This is a genomic window from Malaciobacter pacificus (genome assembly GCF_004214795.1).
Lineage (GTDB): Bacteria > Campylobacterota > Campylobacteria > Campylobacterales > Arcobacteraceae > Malaciobacter_A > Malaciobacter_A pacificus.
Genome location: NZ_CP035928.1, coordinates 1,498,177 through 1,518,382 on the forward strand (window position 1 = coordinate 1,498,177; position 20,206 = coordinate 1,518,382).

Genomic DNA, 20,206 nt, shown 5'->3' on the forward strand with positions numbered 1-20,206 from the left:
ATTCTTTATGGCTAAAAAACTGTTTATTATACTTTTGCTTTTGATTTTAGGCTTTTTTGTAATCTCACAAGAGAATATAAAAATAATACTTTCAGGTATTGCAATATTTTTGATTGGTATGCATTTTATGGAAGATGGCTTTAAACAATTTTCAGGTGGAACTTTAGAAGAAGTGCTTGAAAGATTTACAAGTAATAAATATAAATCATTATTAACTGGTTTTATTTCAACATCCATTGTTCAAAGTTCATCTTTAATATCTGTAATTATCATATCATTTTTATCTGTTGGATTAATATCTTTAACTCAAGCTGTTGCTGTTGTTTTTGGGTCAAACTTAGGAAGTACAACAACTGCATGGATTGTCTCTTCATTTGGATTAAATATTAAAATTTCACTATATGCAATGCCTTTAATTATATTTGGTGTAATTTTTAGATTTTCAAAAAACAGTACATATTTAGGAATAGGAAATGTGTTTTTAGGGTTAGGTTTTATATTCCTTGGTATTTCGTATATGAAAGAAGGATTTGATACATTAAAAGATTCTATTGATTTAGCTGCTTATAGTGTTGATGGTTTTATTGGATTAATGTTATTTATAATTATTGGTATGATTATGACTATTGTTATTCAATCAAGTAGTGCTGCTATGGCTATTGTTATTACAGCTCTTGCAGGCGGTAATATTTTATATCTTGATGCTTTAGCTTTAGCAATAGGAGCAAACATTGGTACTACTGTAACTGCTGTGATGGGAGCATTAACATCAAACCAAAATGGTAAGAGATTAGCTTTTGTACACTTTATATTTAATGGGATAACAGGTCTTCTAGCCCTTGTTTTAATTTATCAATTAAAAGATTTAGTTGATATTATTTCTCTATTTATAGGTATTGATGATGAAAATTACAGTATGAAATTAGCACTATTTCATACTATCTTTAATCTTCTAGGAATAGTAGTTTTATTTCCATTTATAGCCTTAATTGTAAAACTATCTGAAAAAATTATAAATGATGATAAAATGAGAAAAGAGTCAAGACCATTATATTTGGATATGGCAAATTTAAAACTACCTTATAATGCTATGATCTCTATACAAAAAGAGGTTATTAATCTTTATGATAAAGCTCAAAAAGCATTGCTACATGCTCTTAGTATACATACAAAAGATTTAGTAAAAAGAGAAGATATTGATAAAATTTTAAAAAATAAACCTTCGAAAATAGATACAAATTTAGATGAAATTTATAAAAATAATTTAAAAGAGTTATATAGTGAAATTATAGAATACTCTTTATTATCTCAAGAAAATATGACAAAAGAACAGCATGAATATGTTGCACAATTAAAGATTGCATCTAATGTTATAGTAAAAATTTTAAAAGATACAAGAGATATACAAAAGAATATGGATTTATATTTAAATAGCAAAAATGAATTTGTAAAGAAAGAGTATTTAGATATAAAAGGAGTTATTGTTAATACAATTTTTTCAATTAATCAACTAAAAGATAGTAATCATGATGAAGTAGAAATATCAACGATAATTCAAATGGATAAAGATAAACTACAGGATTTTGAGTTAATGTACAGCGAAAGAATTGATAATTTAATTAGAAGTGAGAAAATAACATCAAAAATGGCAACATCACTTATAAATGATTCTACAACTGTATTTAATATATGTAGAAACTTATATAGAATTGCAAATATACTATTTATTAAAGATGAAAAATTAAGAATGCTAGGGGATATAGATAATGAAACTGAAAAAAATATTTGAATATATAAATGGACATTTAAATAAAATAGAATTAAAAAAAGATGATAAAAAAGAGATAGAAGAACTTATAAAAAAACTTAGGAAAAAGAAAAAAGAGTTTGAAGATAAATCAGATAAAAAAGAGAAAATAAAAGCTATTAAAAAGTTAATTAAAAAAGCTCAAGAGAGCTTGTAATTAACTTTTATTAGTAGCCTTTTAGATATAAAATAGCTGCAATAACCATAAATCCAATTCCAGCAACTATTAGTTGTGCAGATTTTTCTTTTCTTAATATTGACTCATCTAATTCAAAAACTGCTACAGATTTTAAAGTCCCATTATCTATATACTTTAAAAACTTGTAGCCTTTTTTTTCATATTTTACTTTTACTTTTTCAAGCTCTTTTTTTCTTTGAGCTTCACTAAAACCACCAACAACAATCTGTTTTTGTGCCATTATTTAAACTCACTAAAGTTTTGTCTTAATGCTTCATAAGCAATAATTGATACTGAGTTTGCAATATTTAAACTTCTAGCATCATTTGTCATAGGAATTGTTACACACCCTGCTTTATTTTTATCCATAATAGATTCAGGTAGTCCAGCATCTTCTCTTCCAAAATAGATATAATCATTTGGCAAAAACTTTGCATCAAAATATACTTTATCTGTTTTTGTAGTAGCAAAAAAATGTCTATTATTTAAAGGATTCTTTTCCCAGAATTCTTCAATATTTTCATATTCATAAACTTCTAAATCAAACCAATAATCAAGCCCTGCTCTTCTTACTTCTTTTTCAGTGATTTCACCAAAACCATAAGGTTTTATTAAATGAAGTTTACAATTCATTGCAAATGCAAGTCTTCCAATTGTCCCAACATTTCCAGGTATTCTTGGTTCGTGTAGTACTATATTAAACATTATAAAATTACCGTTTTATTTCCATGAACAAATACTCTGTCATTTAGTAAATATTCAAAGGCATTTGAAAGTACAATTTTTTCTACATTTCTTCCCGCATTTCTCATGTCTTCCCACGAGTAACTATGGTCAACTCTTACAACATCTTGATAAATAATTGGTCCTTCATCTAAGTCATCTGTTACATAATGAGCAGTTGCACCAATAATTTTAACACCTCTTTCATGTGCTTGTTTATATGGGTTTGCTCCGATAAATGCTGGTAAAAATGAGTGGTGGATGTTTAGTACTTTTTTAGGATATTCTTGTACAAATTTAGGAGTTAAAATTCTCATATATTTTGCAAGAACAATTAGTTCTGGTTCATATTCATTGATTTTAGCAATCATTTTATCTTCATGTTCTTCTCTACTTAAACCTTCTGCACTAATACAAGTAAAAGGAATATCAAATTTCTCTACTAAATCACCTAAAACTTCGTGATTTGCAATAACTGCTTTAATATTAGCATTTAATTCACCTGCTACATATCTAATAAGTAAATCACCTAAAACATGAGACTCTTTTGTAGCTAAAATAACAACGTCTTTTTTCTCTTTTTTATTTAGTTTTATTTGAGCACTTTGAGGTAAAACTTCTTTTAACTCTTTTAATAAGATATTTGCTGATACTTTACCAGAAATAATACTTCTCATAAAGAATTTTTTAGTTTCAGGGTCAACATATTCAGCATTTTGTTCTATATTTAAGTTATTTGCAAAAAGAACTTTTGAAATGTTATAAACAAGTCCTTTTGCATCTTCAGTATCTATTAAAAGTATATACTCTTCCATTTTCGTCCTATATCATTCAAGCTTATTTTTAAAGTTTGAATAATACCATTTTATAGTTTAATAGATAATTTTACATTATTAATATTATTTAAAACCATATTATACCAGCAAATCTTCCACACTTTTTGTTTTGTCTATATGAAAAATAAGGCTCATTTGAACACATTGTACAAACTTCTGAGATTTCAATATTATAAATACCTAAATTATTTAATAGCTTTTTATTAATACCTTGCAAATCTATTAATCTTCCATCACAAAACTCTTCTCCAAAACTATTTTTTACTATGTCAATTAACTCTTCACTTACTTCATAACAACACTTTTGAATACTAGGCCCCATAATAACTTTAATATTTTCAACTTTACAATCAAAAACCTCTATCATCTTTTTTGCTGTAACTTCTGCAATTTTTAAAAAAGTTGAGTTTCTTCCAGCATGAACAGCTGCAATTACTTCATTTTTTTCATCAAAAAATAGTATAGGAATGCAATCTGCTACCATTACCATCAAAGGTAAGCCCTTTTGGTTTGTAATTAATCCATCACAGTTATCAATTAATTTTGGAGATTCTTTTGTGACTACTTGTACATTATTTCCATGAACTTGATTCATATAAACTAAATCTTCACTTTTATAATTTATTTTTCTAGCAAGTTTAGCTCTGTTGGTATCAACATTTTCTTTTTTATCATTTACATGATAAGCTAAATTCCCATCTTCAATAGTACTAAAATAATATTTTATTTGATTCATAATTTCATCTTTATAGCTTTTTGATATAATTTACCAAAAAATTCTTAAGGATTTGATTTGAATAGATTTGATGAAGCTTCTAAAACATGGGATAAAAAACAAACAAGTATTGATAGCTCAAATGCCTGTGTTGAAAATTTGAATAAACATATTAAGTTAAAAGATGATGCCAATATCTTAGATTATGGTTGTGGCACAGGATTTATATCTTTTGCACTTAGTAATGAAACAAATAATATATTAGGTATGGACTATTCAGATGGCATGGTTGAAAGGTTTAATGAAAAAGCAAAAGAATTAAACTTTGACAATATAAAAGCTATGAAACATAATATGAATGAAGATGAAATAGAAGAAAATAAATATGATTTATTTATCTCTTCAATGACAATGCACCATATAAAAGATACAAATATGTTCGCAAAAAAAGCTTATGATTGTTTAGTTGATGGAGGAATTGTTTGTATAAATGATTTAGAAAAAGAAGATGGTACATTTCATGCTAAACATAATAATGATGGTGTTGAACATTTTGGTTATGAAGAGAATAGTGTAAAAAAAATATTTGAAGATGTAGGGTTTCAAATCATTTCATTTGAAACTACATATATCCACAAAAGAAATGAAAAAGAGTACCCTCTTTTTAACTTAATAGCAAAAAAATAAAAGGAAATAAATGAGTAAAAAATTTGTATTATTTGGGAACCCAGTAGCACATTCTAAGTCACCACAAATGCAAAATGCAGGACTAAATCATATTAAGTTTGATGGAAATTATGATAAATATCAACTTGAAGATGGAAGTACTATAAAAGAAGTATTTTTACAAAAAGGCTTTGAAGGAGCTAATATAACAGTACCTCATAAAGAGTTTGCATATCAAAATGCTGATGAAATCAGAGGTTTAGCAAATAAAATTCAAGCAGTAAATACATATATAAATGAAAATGGAAAAGTAATTGCTTATAATACTGATGCGCCAGGATTTTTAAAAGCTATTGAGTCTTTTGGTGATGTTAAAAATGTATTATTATTAGGTGCAGGAGGTACAGCAAAAGCAATTTCTCTAGCATTACAAGAAAAAGGTATAGAAGTTACAGTTTTAAATAGAAGTGAAGGAAAACTAGAGTTTTTCAAAAATGAAGGTATTAAATGCTCTTCTTGGGATAGTTTTGAATTAAAAAATTTTGATTTAGTTGTAAATTCAACAAGTGCTGGACTAAAAGATGAATATTTACCCGCTCCTATAGAAATATTAGAACCTGTATTAAAAAATGCCTCTTTTGCTTTTGATTGTGTATATGGAAAAGTAACTCCATTTTTAGCACTTGCTAAAGATAAAGGATGTGAGATAAAAGATGGCGAGGACATGCTACTTTATCAAGGTGTTTTAGCGTTTGAATTATTTACTAATACAAAAGCTAATGATGAGCTTATTGAAGCTATGAGAAAAGGATTAAAAGGTGAAATTTAATAAATTATTTACTTCTTTTCTTGTTTTAACTTCTACAAACTTATTGGCTAATGATATTGTTCCAAAAGAATTGATTGGAAAATACTCTTTAGATACAACTTACTGTAATCAAGTTGATACAGGGAATGTAACAATAACTAAAAATTCATTTGAATTTTACGAAGATAGTTGTAAAGTTTTCATACATTTGTCACTAAATTGAAGCTTTAGCGACTGTTAAAGAAAATGGTAAAGAACAAAAGTTTGGATTCCTAAATCTTATAAAACCGATTTCAAATTTATTAGAAGGGGTAATTAACCCTTCTTAGTAATTATACTCTTTTATTTTATTTACATTACAAGCGTACTTATCACTATCAATAGATTTTAACTCTTTACATTTTTCTAAATTAACATTCATAATGTAAGTAATATCTTTTTTTATTGTATTACATGTTTTTTTATCAAAATTAACAACAAGTTCAATACTCCCCTCTTCTCCAGTCCAAATTGTAGATATACAACCTTTGTCAGTTTTTACTATATCACTATCTTCATAGATACTAAAAATAACATCCCTAGCAAATGATGATACAGTTAATAAACTTGTAGTTAATGTTATAAAAACAAATTTTTTCATTATTTTCCTTTTAGTAATAACACTTAATATGTTACTTAGACTTATTTTATATCAAAATTAATGAATTACATATTAAAAATATATTTTTATTTATTGCTATATTAAAGTTATATTTTTATTTTATAATTGTAATTAAACAATTAAAGGATTTTGATGAAAAAAAGTATTTTTTTTATACTTTGTCTAACTTCACTACTAAGTGCATCACAAATAAAAGTTTTAGAATATGCTGAATATATAGCGCATGGTGCTCACGCAAGTGCTAAAAACTTAGATGAGATTTTTAGAGTAACAAAAAATGATAAAAGTACCTTATATAGATATTCAACTGCTAGATACTCTGGACAAGTAGAAATACTTTGTACAGGTGAGACTTTTCCTTTTCAAATTAGAACAATTGATGGAAAATTTGAAGATGTAAACTCTATTTGGTCTCCAATGCCTTATTTTACAGCATATTTTCAAATTTCAGATAGAATGTTTGAGCCAGGTATTAGAATGGTAACAATTTTGAAGAATAATAAAGAATATATTTGCTTAGAAGACAAAAAAACTTGTGTAAAAAAACAAAATTAGTAATATATAACTATATCTTATAATTTCTATATAAATAAAAGTAATATTTAAGATATATTCATATATAATTGTGTATGTAGATTCACTAGCTCTCTCCATTTTACAAATTAAGAATTTGTAAATGAATCTACATTTTATCCACAATATAGTTCATTATCTACATTGAATAACAAAAATTGATTCTTTCATCTTTTTTATAGCAACACTTTAGTAATATAAGTCAAAAATTTGAACAATAATTAAAAAAGTATGAAAAGGAATAAGATTGAAAAAGAAAAATCATATTAAAAAGATATCTAATTATGCTATGGTTGGTGGATTAGGAGCTATTTTAGTAACTGGATTAGTGGGTTGTGGTGACTCAAGCAACAATAATCAACAACAAGGGCAAAGTGATGCTTTTAGCCAAGCTAGTCAAAAACAAGGCGCATTTGTTGTTGTTGAAGAATCTGCAAGTGGTCAATATAAAATTGCAGATGAATTCCCTGCTTCTAAAACTACTATCGTATTAAGAAAGCCAGATGGAACAGAGAGAATTTTAACACAAGAAGAAATTGATAAACTAGTAAAAGAAGAAGAAGCAAAAATTGACAATGGAACTTCTGCATTAACAAATCCTGAAATGTCAAATGGAGGAATGGGACTTGGTGGAGTATTGCTATCTTCAATTGCAGGTGCTATGATTGGATCTTGGTTAGGTAATAAATTATTCAACAATCAAAACTATCAAAATCAAAGAAAAGCACAGTATAAATCTCCTCAAACTTATAGTAGATCACAAAGTTCATTTAATAACACTAATAAAAGTAGCACTACAAAATCATCATCTTCAAAAAGTAGTGGATTCTTTGGAAATAAATCAAGTTCAAGTTCATCTAAAAGTTCATTTGGTTCTTCTAGATCTTTTGGAGGGTGATATAAATGAAATTAGAAAAATTAAACCCTCTAACACCTGAATACTTAGAATCTATTGGATTTGTATGGCATACAGATAATGATAATACATCTTATGTAGCAGATGAAATAGTAGAAATTACTGAAGATGAAGCTAATGCATATTATGAGGCTTGTAATGAGTTATATGATATGTTTTGTGAAGCTGGTGAGTATGTAATTGAAAATGACTTATTCCATGAAATAAATATACCATTTAATTTAGTTGATTTAATAAAAGAGTCATGGGAAAATGATGTTCATTGGCATTTATATTCAAGATTTGATTTAGCAGGTGGTATTGATGGTAAACCTATTAAACTAATTGAGTTTAACGCAGATACTCCAACTGCATTGTTTGAAACAGCAGTTATTCAATGGGCTATGTTAAAAGCAAATGGATTAGATGAAGCAAGTCAATTTAATAATATGTTTGAAGCTTTAAAGGATAACTTTAAAAGAATTATTACCCTTGATAGTCATATTGAAAAGTTTGAAGAGTATTATAAAGACTTGGGGTGGAAGATATTATTTTCTTCTATTAGTGGTTCAAGTGAAGATGAAAACACAACTAAACTTTTACAACATATTGCTAGTGAAGCTGGATTTAACACTGATTTTGAATTTATGGATAGAGTTCAATTTAATGATGAAGGGATTTTTAAAGAGGATGAATTATTTGAATTTTGGTTTAAATTAGTTCCTTGGGAAGATATAGGTATTGAAGAGAGTGAATTAGCTTTAATCTTAACTGATATTATTAAAGAAAAAAAAGCAATTATATTTAATCCTGCATATACTTTAATGTTCCAATCAAAAGGTTTTATGAAAATTCTTTGGGATTTATATCCAAATCATCCATTATTATTAGAGACTTCATTTGAACCATTAGAGAATAAAAAACAAGTTGAGAAAAGATGTTTTGGTAGAGAAGGTGCTAATACAAAAATCATTAATGAAGATGGAAGTATTGATGTTGAAACAGCAGGTGAATATGAAGGTCACAAAGCTATTTATCAAGAGTATGTAGAACTACCAACTGATAGTGAAGGTAACTCATATCAAGCAGGAGTATTTTTTGCTTACGAAGCTTGTGGATTAGGATTTAGAAGGGGTGAGAAGATTTTAAATAACATGTCTAAATTTGTAGGACATATTATAAAATAAATAAGAGTTTATACTCTTATTTAACCCTTTGACCTCTTCCAAAAATCAAATATAAAATTGCACCAAGAACAGGTAAACATAGTAATACAATAATCCAGATAATTTTATTATAACCTGTAAATTCATGTCTTAAAATATCAATAATCACATAAATAAAAAGTATGAATCCAAATAAACCAAAAATTAAAACAAATAAACCACCAATTAACTCCATTAGTTCTCCTTAAAATCTTTTAAGTACTCTTCTAATAAAGAAAAATCTACATTATTGAATTTAATATTCAAATCCATTAAATATATATTTTCAATATTAAATCTATCTAACTTAACCATATCTTTTGCTGTTGTTACAAAACTATAATCTTTATACTTTTTCGTAACTTCTATTATCTCTTCTTTTGTAAAATTATGGTGATCAGGAAAACTCTCCATAATAGTATTTTTTGGCAAAAATTCTAATAATCTTTTTGGCTTAGAAATAGCTGTTAGTAAAACAATTTTTTCAGGTAGTTTTTCAATAATTTTATTATCTTTTTTAAAAGTAATTATTCTTTTAAAATCCCTATCTTCTTTTAATTCAATATCAGCTTGAGCATAAAAACCTTTTGGTTCTCTATATCCTCCACTTGGTAAACATAAGATATTTTCAGGCTCTTTTTTTGGTCTTAAAAGAATATTAAATTTTGCAATATGATATTTTGAAAATCCATCATCTAAAAATACTATTTTACAACCTAACTCTTTAGCTTTTAAAATAGCTTTTACTCTATCTTCACTAACAATTATTGTGCTATTTGGCAAAGCTTGTGCTAATAACATCGCTTCATCACCACTAGTAGTTACATCTTCCAATATTTTTCCATTTTGTGATACGACATATAATCCTTTGGATTGCCTTCCATAACCTCTTAAAATTACACAAGAGTTTTCATATTTTGAAGCAAGTGCAATAGTTACAGGAGTTTTACCACTACCACCAACTATTATATTTCCAACAGAAATTACTGGTATTCCAAAATGAATTTGTTTTGCCATAGCTCTTTTGGTTAGAATTATTAGCATATAAATAAAAGTAAGTGGAACTAGAAAAAATGATATTAATTTTTGAAAAGCATTTGGAAAGAAGAGATAATCTTCTATCCATAAGTGAAATTTTGAGTTCACTTTAGTTTATATCCATTCAGAAGAGACTTCAATAATTTGATCACACACATAGTTTACTTCCTCATCAGTTAAACTAGCATAGATAGGAAGTGATAATATTTGCTGATAATTATTTAAAGCATTTGGAAATGCTGTAATTTTTATGGAATATTTTGTTTTATAATATGATAAAAGATGTAATGGAATATAATTAAGCCCTGTTGCAACGCCTCTTTCTTTTAATGCTCTTGCAAAAGCATCTCTATTTCTTGATACTTTGATTATAAATTGTGTAAATACATTCTCTTCAATATGAGGAGGAATTTCAATATGTTTTACATCTTTTAATCTTTTTGTATAAATAGCAGCAACTTCTTTTCTTCTTTTTACAAATTTATCAGTTTTATTTAATTGAGCAAGTGCATATGCTGCATCAAGCTCCGATAAATCATATTTATGACCTATATCAACTACATCATATACGTAATCTAAGTTTCCATAACTATCATATGTAGTTGTAAGTGCGTGAGTTCTAAGCAGTTTTGCTCTTGCAGCAATTTCATCATTATTTGTTACAATAATTCCTGATCTTGAAATTGCATATTTAGAATTTGATGGGTTTGTTGAAAAAATAGTCATATCTGCTCTTAGATTTCCAACCATTTTGCCTTTGTATTTAGCTCCTAAACTTGATCTACAATCTTCAATCAAGATTATTCCATATTTTTCAACAATATCATATAATCTGTCTAAATCAGGTGTTTGTCCCCCTACAAAAGTGATAATTGCACCTCTAAGTTTTTTTGAACTATTCTCTTTTAGAACTTGTTCGAATTTATCTAAATCGATATTCATGTCATCCAAGTTAATATCAACAAAAATAGGTTCTGCATCAAAATGTCTTACACACTCAGGTAAGTTAACAAAAGAGTTAACAGACATTAAGATTTTATCTCCTCTTTTTAATTTTATAGCACTTAGTGCTAAATGAATAGCAGCAGTTGAAGTAGCAGTAGCAACTGCATGGTTTGCACCTATGAACTTTTGCATGCTCTCTTCAAATTCAATTACTTTAGATAAATCATCTTTTGAATCAAGTACCATTCTTAATTGGCTTAATTCTTCATTATCAACTGAGGCTCTAAATATTGGTATATTTTTTGTCATATGTTAATTCCATTTAATATTTGCAATTGTAGGTAATTTACCTTTAAATGCATTTGCTTTAATTCTGTAAGTTAATAAATCTATTAGTTCTTCTTCAAATCCTAAAGCTAACAATTCATCTTTAGATTTACCGTTATCAACCATCTGTTTTAATACATCATCCATATGTTTATAAGAATATCCAAGTTCTTCTTCATCACTTTGACCTTCCCATAAGTCAGCACTTGGTGGTTTAGATAAAATCGATTCAGGAACACCTAACGTTCTTGCGAAATCAAACTCATCACTTTTGTACATTTCACCAATTGGATTTATGGCACAAGCAATATCTCCAAAAATAGTTCCATACCCAAGTAGTAATTCACTCTTATTTGAAGTTCCAACTACAATAGATTTTTCTCTAGATGATACATCATAAAGTACAGACATTCTCATTCTTGCACTAAAGTTACCAATTCTAAGTTTATCTTCATCCATATTCTCAATATAGGCACTAACCATTGGTTCAATTGGAATAATTTCATATTTTATATCAAATTTTTCACATACCTCAATTGCATGTTCTGTTGAACTTAAAGATGAGAATTGTGATGGCATTAAAACACAGTTTAAATTGTCTCCAAATGCCTCTTTACATAATACTGCCACAACTGCAGAATCAAGCCCACCTGAAAGACCAACAGTAACTTTTTCATGACCAGTTTTTTTAACTTCTTCTTTTAAAAATATAATTAGTTGATTCTTTATATCTTCCCAATTTATCACGTTTTATCCTTTTGTGTAGTTATTATATCTCATCTTTTTTTGTTTTTTCATAAATTTCATCTAAGAAATTAGAATTAGTTTCAATAATATTGTTTCTTTTAAGTTTTAATTTATTTTTAATATCAATTAGTTCATCAATATCGAAGTACTCTAAATAATTTGGATTTATTTCAATCGTTTCTTCAGGATTTATTTTTATTAACTCTTTTATTTCTTCTATTAATTGTTTTTTCATTAATTCTCTTTGTTAAACTTGTCTAAAATTTCAGTTAAATACAATTCCATTTTTTCAACACCAATATCATCTTGGGCACACCTACAAGACTTACAACAAGTCCCAGCATCTGTAATTTTCCCTAAATCCTCTAATGTTTTTGCATTTTTTTCTTTTATTGCATAAATTATCTCACCAAGTGTAACATGTTTACAAGTACAAACTTCGTAAGAGTGTGGAAAATTTCTAGCCATTTAATTCCTTTTTATATTCATTTAAAATATCTTTACAATAAATCTTCTTTTTCATTTTACCAAAATCACCTTCTGGAAAAATACAATGTCTACACTCAGTTCCTGCAGTTGTAAGCTCTTGTATTGCACTTAAAGTCATTGCATTTTTTTCTAGAATACTATTTTTTATATCTTTTATAGTTACTTTTTTACAATTGCAAACTTCATAATTATCTTCAAATTCTAACAATTTTTATAAACCTTTCTCTTTTTTTATTAATTCATAAGCTTCATTAATCTCTTGAAGTTTCTTAGTTGCTTCATCAATAATACTTTGACTAGCTCCCTGCCCTGAAATAATATCTGGATGATGTTTTTTTACTAAACTTCTATATTTTTTCTTTAAAGTTGCTGCATCATCATTTGGGCTTGCTTCTAATACTTCATAAGCTTTTTCTAAATTTAAAGCTTTATTTGATGCTTGTTGAGCATAAAATGCTATAAAATTATTAACAATGTTATCAAAATCAGTTTGCTTAATTTTTAGTGCATTTGAAATATCTTCACAAATCATTTTTTCAGCATCTGAAAACTCTTTATCAATAAATGCTAAATTTAATAGATATTCTAAAATTTTTACTCTTTTTGCATAATCAAATTTTGTTAAAGAGTGAAGTTTATTACATACATCAATAGTATTATCAAAACTTTTTTTCTCATTTATATAAAGCTCTTTTAATCTATCTCTAATCTCTTCACTATTTTCAAAATGGCTTGAGATATCATTAAAAGTATGTTTTAAAAGTTCTGCTTCAAGTTCACAAACTTGACCATCAGCTTTTGCAACTTTTGCCATTAAAGCAACTAACAAACCTGCTTCATGATTCATTAAATCACCATCAAACTTCTCTTTAACTTTTAAATTAATATTTTTAAATCTTTCTGTTTTGTAATTTCTTGCAATAAAAAATAGTATAACTCCTATTACAAGTAGAACTATTAATTTCATCTTTTCCCTTATTGATTAGATTATAATTTTGTTAGATTTTAACAAAATTTAGGTAAAATCTTATCTTTTAAATAGATATTGGAGATGTATATGTTTGGAATGGGCTTTATGGAAATCCTACTAATCGCAGTGATTGCAATTATTGCTTTAGGACCTGATAAACTACCAACAGCAATGGTTGAAGTTGCTAAATTTATCAAAAAATTTAAATCAGGACTTGATGATGCTAAGAATACTTTAGATAGTGAATTAAATGTTAGTGAAATGAAAGACCAAGCAAATAAATTCAAAGCTCAAATTGAAGATATGAAAACATCTGTTTCAAGTGAAACAAAAGTTGATTTAGGTTTAAATGATATTATAAATGATGAACCAAGGCAAGATCATGTAACTAGTGTAAATGCTACTTATGCAGAAAATGATCAGGTTGAAAAACTAAAAGAAGAGAAGAAAAAAGCTGAAAAAGTTTCATTTAAAAAGAATAAAAAAGCTAAAGAAACTGTAGAAATAACAAATAATGAAAGTGATAAATTTAAAGTTAAATTTGATGAAGAAAAAAAAGAGGATAATGCTTAATGTTTGAAGATTTAAAACCCCATATTGCAGACCTTAGAAAAAGGCTTATGGTTTCAGCAGGATGCTTAATAGTTATGTTCTTTGCATGTTTTTTCTTTTATGAACCAATTTTAGGCTGGATGATGGTACCTGTTGAGGCAGTACTTCCTCCAAACTCTCAAATGGTTGCAGTTGAGATTCAAGAGACATTCTTCACTGCACTTAAAGTTGCATTTTTTTCTGGATTTATTGTTTCATTACCAGTGATCTTTTGGCAAATGTGGCTGTTTTTAGCACCTGGATTATATGAACATGAGAAGAAATTAGTAGTTCCATTTGTATTTTTTGCAACACTAATGTTTTTAGTTGGTGCATCTTTTGCTTACTATATAGTTGTACCATTTGGTTTTGAATTCTTAGTTAATTTTGGTTCGGCTGTAGTTACAGTATTACCAAGTATTGGTAAGTATGTAGGTTTTTTTACTAAACTATTATTTGGTTTTGGAATTGCATTTGAGTTACCAGTTATTACATTTTTCCTAGCAAAAATTGGTTTAGTTGATGACCAAATGTTAAAAAACTTCTTTAAATATGCAGTTGTAATTATATTTATTGTAGCATCACTTTTAACACCACCTGATGTATTAACACAGTTTTTAATGGCAGGCCCATTAATCTTACTTTACATTGTTTCAATTTATATTGCAAAAGTATTTAATCCTGCGCCAAAATATGATGAAGATGAGGAGGAGTAATAAATTTGCTTGACCCATTAAAAACTTCAAGTTATGATTACGAACTACCTAAAGAACTTATAGCAACAAAACCAGTTAGCCCCGCAGATTCTGCGAGGCTTTTGGTTTATGATAGAAAAACTGATACTATAACTCATACTACTTTTAAAAATCTATTAGAAGTACTTCCAAAAAATATATCAATTTTTTTAAATGATACAAAAGTTATAAAAGCAAGAATCTTTGGTCAAAAACAAAGTGGTGGTAAAATAGAACTACTTTTAAATAAGCCTCTATTTATGGACAGATATCTTGTTATGACTAGAGGAAGAGTTAGAAGTATTGGAACTGAGATTTTCTTTGATGAAGGATTAGTTGCAAAAGTAGTTGAAATAAATGAAGATGGTAGTAGAGTTGTAGAATTTTATAAAGATGGTAAAAAACTGGACTTTTTATCACTTGTTGAAATCTTAAATAAAATTGGACACTTACCCTTACCTCCATACATGAATAGAGAAGATAATAAACAAGATGAAAAAGATTATCAAACTTTATTTGCTAAAAATTATGGAGCAGTAGCAGCACCTACTGCATCATTACACTTTACGGATGAACTTTTTGAAAAAATAAATCAAAACTTTCCAGTAAACTATCTAACACTTCACGTAGGTGCTGGAACATTTAAACCTGTTGATGCAGAAGATATATTAGAACACCCAATGCATAGTGAATATTTTGAAATAGGAATTAATGTTAAAAAAGAGCTAGACAATGCAAAAAAAGTATTAGCTGTTGGGACAACAGTAACAAGAACAGTTGAATACTATGCAAGGACAAATAAAATACAAGGTGAATGTGACCTGTTTTTAAATCCAGCTAATACTCCAATTAAAGTTGACCATCTATTAACAAACTTTCACTTACCAAAATCAACACTAATTATGTTAATTGCATCATTTGTTGGATTAGAAAAAACACTAGAAATATACCATGAAGCTGTAAAAGAGAAATACAGATTTTTCTCCTATGGTGATGGAATGCTAATTATTTAAAGGAAGAAGATGGCTTATTACGTACTGTTTGATACTGAAACTACAGGAAATCAAGAAGAAGATAGAGTTATACAATTTGGTGGTATGATTGTAGATCAAAAAGGAAAAGTAGAAGCTTATGATGAGTTTTGTTCAAGTGATGTTGAAATCAAGCTTGAAGCTATGGAAGTTCATAATATTACTCCTGATTTAATTGTTGGTAAACCAACTGCCACTGAAACTACTTTTTATAAAAGATTAGAAGAATTAAATACTCCTGATAACTTCTTAATTGCACATAATATCAAGTTTGATATGGGAATGATTCAAAAAGAAGGATTTGTAAATCAATATCAAATTATAGATACATTAAGATGTGCTAAACATTTATTTCCTGAGCTTCCTTATCATAGATTACAATACATCAGATATGCACTAGAGCTATACAAAGTTGAACAAGCAGAAGCAGCTAAACATAATATCACGATAAAAGCTCACGATGCTATTGGTGATGTTTTAGTTATGAAGCTATTTTTAACAAAACTTGTTGGAAAATGTAGAGAAATTTATCCTGATTATAATCCAATTGAAAAACTTGTTGACTTAACAAAAACACCAGTTATGATTAAAACATTTAGATTTGGTAAATATAGAAATAGAGATATTGCTGAAGTGGCACAAGAAGACCCAGGATACCTAAACTGGATGAGAAGTTCTATGACTGATTTAGATGAGGATTTAAAATATACATTAGATAAAATTTTAGGATAAAAAGAAGATTTAAATTAATCTTCTTTTCTTTTTTCCAATTGATCTAATGCTTCACTTATATTGTCAAATGAAATATCCTTTAGTTTGGATATTGACATATCCCACCACTTAACTTTTTTTAGTCGTTCAATAGTTTCTTCATCAAATCTATATTTAAGAACTTTTGCTGGCACTCCACCTACAATTGCATAAGGGGGAACATCTTTAACAACAACAGATCCACCAGCAATAATAGCCCCATCACCAATAGTAAGTCCTCTTTTAACAATAGCTAAAGAACCAACCCACACATCATTTCCAAATATTGTTTCACTAGGTCTTACAATCTTTTTTTGCTCAAAATCATCTACATAATCTGGAAAATGTAATTTTAAATTATATTGAATAGCAGAAGAACTAAGCCAAGTAGTTGGATGATCAAACGCCCCTAATTCACAATTTTTACCAATAGAACAAAATTTACCCATTTTTGTTCCAGGAAATAATGTTGTTCCAGAATTGATAAAAGTATAACTCCCTACTTCACAAGAATGCTTAACAACAGCATTACCGACTAATCTAACAGGTGCATTTAAAATCGTTTTCTTACCTATTTTTGCATCTTTAGATATATAATTAATATCTTTCAAACTCGCTCCTTATTTTAAAATATCTTTTATTTTTTTACTTCTTTTCTTGATATATTTAGTTATGTTATTAATAAATTTTTTTGTACTTCCTCCTTTTTTATAATTACCTAAGTAATTCTTTTTAATCTCATTTCTTTTTTCTTTATTTGTATCACTACTTAATTCAGTTTTCAATATTTCATTTAAATTTAAAAAATTTTTTTCATTAATAGTTACAAATGCTTGTGAAAGCATATTTATAGATTGATCTGCTAAGACTTCTATATATGCAGCTGGCTTATCTGTATACAAATAATCAATCATTACTGAAGTGTTATCAAAAAAAGTAAAATCTACAATTGTAAAAACATCATTGATATTTTGTTCAGGCATATAATGAGCCTTTTTAGACTGATTGATAATATTCACTATTTCTTCATGGGCTAATTTTGCATCTTCATTTCTTGTTCCAAGTGCAGAATGAGGCTTATAGATTAATATATTTTTTTCATTTTCTAAAATCTTTTTTACCAGCTGTACACCATATTTAGGAACTGAAGTGTAATTCATGCTAGGATGAGTTGCCTCCCATGTTGGTGCATAAAGAATAACCTTTTGATTCTTTTTTTTATTAAATTGTAACTTACTAACAAAATCAAGTTGAGGCCTACCTATTTGTATAAACTTCTTTTTATCAAAATTCAATAGATATTCTTTATATCTATCAACTCCTCTTTGTCCTACTGTAAATACATAATCATAAGCTTGAGATTGATTAGAACGCATAGATTCTTTTTCACTTTCTCCATGATTTAAATGTATATGATAACCTCTACTATATCTTATAGATTGGAAATTTTTTAATGAATTATTTACATATAAAACTATTGGGAATTCATTATTTTGATAAAACTCAATTAAATCTGTAAATGTTTCTATATATATACATTCTAATTTTTGTTCATTTATATATTTTATATAAACTTCATAATCTGTGATTACATACAAAACTTTATGTTTTTTACTTAACTCTTCAAAAGGTTTTTCCCATTGTTGTATTTGATAAAAAGAATTAACACCTCCAGAAAAAAACACTACTACTTCACAATTTTTATAATTCAACTTTTCTCACTTTATAATAATTTAATTTTTTGTATCAACTCAGTTGTTGATATATCAGGTGTTCTAGGTAAATATAGAACTTTACAAATATCACTAAACTCATCAAACTTTCCAGTCCAATCACATCCCATAATTAAACAATCTGCTTGATAAAATAAAAGATAATCTCTTTTTAATTCTAATGATTCTTCCAAAAATACATCTGTAACAAAATTTAAAGACTTAACAATTCTCATTCTCTCTTCTTGAGAATATAAAGGTTTTCTACCCTTTTTCCTAAAATTTAAATCATCTGAAGAGACTCCAACGATCAACTCATCTGCATATTTTGCAGCTCTTTCTAAAATTTTTAAATGTCCATAATGAAAAATATCAAAAGTACCAAAAGTTAGAATTCTTTTCATATTAAATCTCTCTTATCTATAAAATATAGTCATTATATATCTTAAAAAATTAATTAATAATTAATTTTTCAACTTAATTTAACAAACAAATGGATAATTATTATCAGTTTTACTATTATTATAATAAAAACAAATAAATATTATAAACACTTATTAAAATATTTAAAGCATAAAATATTTTTTTGCTAAATATTGAAAATATTGATAAAAAAATAAATAGTAATAAAAAATTCAAATTTGTATACTTTTGATAAACATCAAATTCATAATTTATAAAATCTAATAAATAAGTGTCAAGTAAATTACCAAAACCCATAATATGTAAAATTATTTCAATTGGATATAACAATGTGAAAGCGATAGTTAAAATAGGAGATAACAATTGTTCTAAAGTTGTATTTTCATAAAAAAAATGAACAATTGGATTAAAAACTAAAAATATCCAAATATTAAAAAATATAAAACTAACATATTTATTAATATGTTTAAAGTATTGTAAATATAAAAATATATAAAAAACTGCTCCTATTGAAAACCAAAATCCAATAGAAAACAGAAAATTGGGGAAAAATGATATTGCAATTAAAAAAGTCATACCTAATGTTTTAAAAGAAAAAAGCTTTATATTTGAACGTAATATTACAAATCCTATCATAAGCATAATAAATGCTCTAACAAGTGAAGGAACAAAACCTGTAAAAATTAAATATAAAAAAATCAATATAAATGTAATAATTAAAATATCAGACTTTCTATTTCTATAAGGAAAATACTTTTTTTGAAGAATAAAATATGGATAATATACTATCCAATATACAATAAAACTCAAAACTACGATATGAAAACCAGATAATGCAATCAAATGACTTATTGAATAATTTGTAAATACTTCCCTTAATTCAGAGTTTACAGGTATTGCTAAAAAAAGAGCATTAAAAAGTTGAGATATTAAATCATTTTCGTGTAAAGAGGATATATATTTTGATATATCTTGTCTTTTAGTTTTGATATTTAATTTTTCCACATTTATTGTTTTTGTATAAAAACCTTTGAGAAAATCATAAAAAGTTAACTCTTTTGTTATAAAAACAATTGAAATATGATCAAGTTTATCTAAAACTAAATCTTTTGGTACAGATGTAAAAAAGTTATAATTTGATGCACTTAATTTTAATATATTAAAATCTTTCTTTTTATAAATATTTAGTACTTGTACCTTATCTTTATATACTTCTTCATACTTTATATCTAAATACTTTGAATAATATATTGATAGATTTAAAATAAAAAAGATAGTAATAAACAGAATATTTACTATGTAAATATTGTCTTTTTTAGTAAAAATAAACATAAAAATTATTATACATAAACTTAGATTATATGTTATAATTATTTTTTAGC

The 20,206-nt window shown here is 26.7% G+C and carries 29 protein-coding genes; 12 read left to right on the top strand and 17 right to left on the bottom strand.

Annotated elements, in window-relative coordinates:
- The first annotated feature begins 7 nt into the window (after window positions 1–7).
- Window positions 8–1,789 (top strand): Na/Pi cotransporter family protein, encoded by a 1,782-nt coding sequence (locus APAC_RS07580; protein WP_130233538.1) that lies wholly within the window; start codon window positions 8–10, stop codon window positions 1,787–1,789.
- Window positions 1,767–1,964: a hypothetical protein gene (locus tag APAC_RS07585; RefSeq protein ID WP_130233539.1), complete on the top strand. Its 198-nt coding sequence runs from the start codon at window positions 1,767–1,769 to the stop codon at window positions 1,962–1,964. The genes APAC_RS07580 and APAC_RS07585 overlap by 23 nt, the downstream gene beginning before the upstream one ends.
- Before the next feature lie 10 nt (window positions 1,965–1,974).
- Here APAC_RS07585 and APAC_RS07590 read toward each other — a convergent pair whose 3' ends face one another.
- The 4 genes from APAC_RS07590 to pgeF all read right to left on the bottom strand — a co-directional run bounded on the left by APAC_RS07590 (window position 1,975) and on the right by pgeF (window position 4,280).
- The gene (locus tag APAC_RS07590) at window positions 1,975–2,226 is read right to left on the bottom strand and encodes a hypothetical protein (RefSeq protein ID WP_130233540.1); all 252 of its coding nucleotides are present in this window, start codon (window positions 2,224–2,226) and stop codon (window positions 1,975–1,977) included.
- Window positions 2,226–2,690 (bottom strand): tRNA (cytidine(34)-2'-O)-methyltransferase, encoded by a 465-nt coding sequence (locus tag APAC_RS07595; protein ID WP_130233541.1) that lies wholly within the window; start codon window positions 2,688–2,690, stop codon window positions 2,226–2,228. Before APAC_RS07595 ends, APAC_RS07590 begins: the two co-directional genes overlap by 1 nt.
- Window positions 2,690–3,523, bottom strand: a complete 834-nt coding sequence (gene purU, locus APAC_RS07600) for a formyltetrahydrofolate deformylase (protein WP_130233542.1) — start codon at window positions 3,521–3,523, stop codon at window positions 2,690–2,692. Before purU ends, APAC_RS07595 begins: the two co-directional genes overlap by 1 nt.
- 88 nt (window positions 3,524–3,611) lie before the next feature.
- Window positions 3,612–4,280 (bottom strand): peptidoglycan editing factor PgeF, encoded by a 669-nt coding sequence (pgeF, locus tag APAC_RS07605; protein WP_130233543.1) that lies wholly within the window; start codon window positions 4,278–4,280, stop codon window positions 3,612–3,614.
- A 57-nt stretch (window positions 4,281–4,337) separates the two neighbouring features.
- Between pgeF and APAC_RS07610 the strand changes: the two genes are divergently transcribed.
- Genes APAC_RS07610 through APAC_RS07620 form a run of 3 tightly spaced genes read left to right on the top strand, consistent with a single transcriptional unit; the run spans window position 4,338 to window position 5,956 of the window.
- The gene (locus APAC_RS07610; RefSeq protein ID WP_130233544.1) at window positions 4,338–4,946 is read left to right on the top strand and encodes a class I SAM-dependent DNA methyltransferase; all 609 of its coding nucleotides are present in this window, start codon (window positions 4,338–4,340) and stop codon (window positions 4,944–4,946) included.
- A gap of 10 nt (window positions 4,947–4,956) precedes the next feature.
- Window positions 4,957–5,754 carry a shikimate dehydrogenase gene (locus tag APAC_RS07615; RefSeq protein ID WP_130233545.1) on the top strand — a complete coding sequence of 266 codons (798 nt, stop codon included), beginning with the start codon at window positions 4,957–4,959 and terminating at the stop codon, window positions 5,752–5,754.
- The gene (locus APAC_RS07620) at window positions 5,744–5,956 is read left to right on the top strand and encodes a hypothetical protein (RefSeq protein WP_130233546.1); all 213 of its coding nucleotides are present in this window, start codon (window positions 5,744–5,746) and stop codon (window positions 5,954–5,956) included. The genes APAC_RS07615 and APAC_RS07620 overlap by 11 nt, the downstream gene beginning before the upstream one ends.
- Window positions 5,957–6,058: 102 nt before the next feature.
- On the opposite strand, the gene APAC_RS07625 is transcribed toward APAC_RS07620, so the two are convergent.
- Window positions 6,059–6,373 (bottom strand): hypothetical protein, encoded by a 315-nt coding sequence (locus APAC_RS07625; protein ID WP_130233547.1) that lies wholly within the window; start codon window positions 6,371–6,373, stop codon window positions 6,059–6,061.
- A 153-nt stretch (window positions 6,374–6,526) separates the two neighbouring features.
- Between APAC_RS07625 and APAC_RS07630 the strand changes: the two genes are divergently transcribed.
- From APAC_RS07630 to APAC_RS07640, 3 genes are all read left to right on the top strand, one after another.
- Window positions 6,527–6,949: a hypothetical protein gene (locus tag APAC_RS07630; RefSeq protein ID WP_130233548.1), complete on the top strand. Its 423-nt coding sequence runs from the start codon at window positions 6,527–6,529 to the stop codon at window positions 6,947–6,949.
- Window positions 6,950–7,214: 265 nt separating this feature from the next.
- Window positions 7,215–7,865, top strand: coding sequence for a UPF0323 family lipoprotein (locus tag APAC_RS07635; RefSeq protein ID WP_130233549.1), 651 nt, complete (start codon window positions 7,215–7,217; stop codon window positions 7,863–7,865).
- Window positions 7,866–7,870: 5 nt separating this feature from the next.
- Window positions 7,871–9,049: a glutathionylspermidine synthase family protein gene (locus tag APAC_RS07640; protein WP_130233550.1), complete on the top strand. Its 1,179-nt coding sequence runs from the start codon at window positions 7,871–7,873 to the stop codon at window positions 9,047–9,049.
- Window positions 9,050–9,065: 16 nt separating this feature from the next.
- Here APAC_RS07640 and APAC_RS07645 read toward each other — a convergent pair whose 3' ends face one another.
- From APAC_RS07645 to APAC_RS07680, 8 genes are read right to left on the bottom strand one after another with little or no spacing between them, the layout of a single operon-like run.
- Complete coding sequence (locus APAC_RS07645; RefSeq protein ID WP_130233551.1) at window positions 9,066–9,263, bottom strand: PLDc N-terminal domain-containing protein; 198 nt, start codon at window positions 9,261–9,263, stop codon at window positions 9,066–9,068.
- The gene (locus tag APAC_RS07650) at window positions 9,263–10,213 is read right to left on the bottom strand and encodes a tetraacyldisaccharide 4'-kinase (protein ID WP_130233552.1); all 951 of its coding nucleotides are present in this window, start codon (window positions 10,211–10,213) and stop codon (window positions 9,263–9,265) included. The genes APAC_RS07645 and APAC_RS07650 overlap by 1 nt, the downstream gene beginning before the upstream one ends.
- Window positions 10,214–10,219: 6 nt before the next feature.
- Window positions 10,220–11,359 (bottom strand): DegT/DnrJ/EryC1/StrS family aminotransferase, encoded by a 1,140-nt coding sequence (locus APAC_RS07655; protein WP_130233553.1) that lies wholly within the window; start codon window positions 11,357–11,359, stop codon window positions 10,220–10,222.
- A 3-nt stretch (window positions 11,360–11,362) separates the two neighbouring features.
- Window positions 11,363–12,124, bottom strand: a complete 762-nt coding sequence (locus APAC_RS07660) for an NAD+ synthase (RefSeq protein ID WP_130233554.1) — start codon at window positions 12,122–12,124, stop codon at window positions 11,363–11,365.
- Between the two features lie 22 nt (window positions 12,125–12,146).
- Window positions 12,147–12,359, bottom strand: a complete 213-nt coding sequence (locus tag APAC_RS07665; RefSeq protein ID WP_130233555.1) for a hypothetical protein — start codon at window positions 12,357–12,359, stop codon at window positions 12,147–12,149.
- Entirely contained in the window at window positions 12,359–12,592 is a 234-nt protein-coding gene (locus tag APAC_RS07670) for a (2Fe-2S)-binding protein (protein WP_130233556.1), read from the bottom strand. The genes APAC_RS07665 and APAC_RS07670 overlap by 1 nt, the downstream gene beginning before the upstream one ends.
- Window positions 12,585–12,821 (bottom strand): (2Fe-2S)-binding protein, encoded by a 237-nt coding sequence (locus APAC_RS07675; protein WP_130233557.1) that lies wholly within the window; start codon window positions 12,819–12,821, stop codon window positions 12,585–12,587. Before APAC_RS07675 ends, APAC_RS07670 begins: the two co-directional genes overlap by 8 nt.
- 3 nt (window positions 12,822–12,824) lie before the next feature.
- Window positions 12,825–13,580 carry a TerB family tellurite resistance protein gene (locus APAC_RS07680; RefSeq protein ID WP_130233558.1) on the bottom strand — a complete coding sequence of 252 codons (756 nt, stop codon included), beginning with the start codon at window positions 13,578–13,580 and terminating at the stop codon, window positions 12,825–12,827.
- Between the two features lie 108 nt (window positions 13,581–13,688).
- Between APAC_RS07680 and tatB the strand changes: the two genes are divergently transcribed.
- Genes tatB through APAC_RS07700 form a run of 4 tightly spaced genes read left to right on the top strand, consistent with a single transcriptional unit; the run spans window position 13,689 to window position 16,671 of the window.
- Window positions 13,689–14,156 (top strand): Sec-independent protein translocase protein TatB, encoded by a 468-nt coding sequence (tatB, locus tag APAC_RS07685; RefSeq protein WP_228255898.1) that lies wholly within the window; start codon window positions 13,689–13,691, stop codon window positions 14,154–14,156.
- A complete protein-coding gene (gene tatC, locus APAC_RS07690; protein ID WP_130233560.1) occupies window positions 14,156–14,890 on the top strand; it encodes a twin-arginine translocase subunit TatC in 735 nt (244 codons plus the stop codon). The genes tatB and tatC overlap by 1 nt, the downstream gene beginning before the upstream one ends.
- A gap of 5 nt (window positions 14,891–14,895) precedes the next feature.
- Entirely contained in the window at window positions 14,896–15,921 is a 1,026-nt protein-coding gene (gene queA / locus APAC_RS07695; RefSeq protein WP_130233561.1) for a tRNA preQ1(34) S-adenosylmethionine ribosyltransferase-isomerase QueA, read from the top strand.
- 9 nt (window positions 15,922–15,930) lie between these two features.
- Window positions 15,931–16,671, top strand: coding sequence for an exonuclease domain-containing protein (locus APAC_RS07700; protein ID WP_130233562.1), 741 nt, complete (start codon window positions 15,931–15,933; stop codon window positions 16,669–16,671).
- A 14-nt stretch (window positions 16,672–16,685) separates the two neighbouring features.
- Here the strand turns inward: APAC_RS07700 and APAC_RS13445 are convergent, their stop codons facing one another.
- The 4 genes from APAC_RS13445 to APAC_RS07720 form a co-directional block, all read right to left on the bottom strand.
- The gene (locus APAC_RS13445) at window positions 16,686–17,300 is read right to left on the bottom strand and encodes a CatB-related O-acetyltransferase (RefSeq protein WP_130233563.1); all 615 of its coding nucleotides are present in this window, start codon (window positions 17,298–17,300) and stop codon (window positions 16,686–16,688) included.
- Between the two features lie 9 nt (window positions 17,301–17,309).
- Complete coding sequence (locus tag APAC_RS07710; protein WP_130233564.1) at window positions 17,310–18,401, bottom strand: CDP-glycerol glycerophosphotransferase family protein; 1,092 nt, start codon at window positions 18,399–18,401, stop codon at window positions 17,310–17,312.
- Between the two features lie 11 nt (window positions 18,402–18,412).
- The gene (locus APAC_RS07715) at window positions 18,413–18,805 is read right to left on the bottom strand and encodes an FAD synthase family protein (RefSeq protein ID WP_130233565.1); all 393 of its coding nucleotides are present in this window, start codon (window positions 18,803–18,805) and stop codon (window positions 18,413–18,415) included.
- Window positions 18,806–18,923: 118 nt separating this feature from the next.
- Window positions 18,924–20,156, bottom strand: a complete 1,233-nt coding sequence (locus tag APAC_RS07720) for a ComEC/Rec2 family competence protein (RefSeq protein WP_130233566.1) — start codon at window positions 20,154–20,156, stop codon at window positions 18,924–18,926.
- Between the last annotated feature and the right edge of the window lie 50 nt (window positions 20,157–20,206).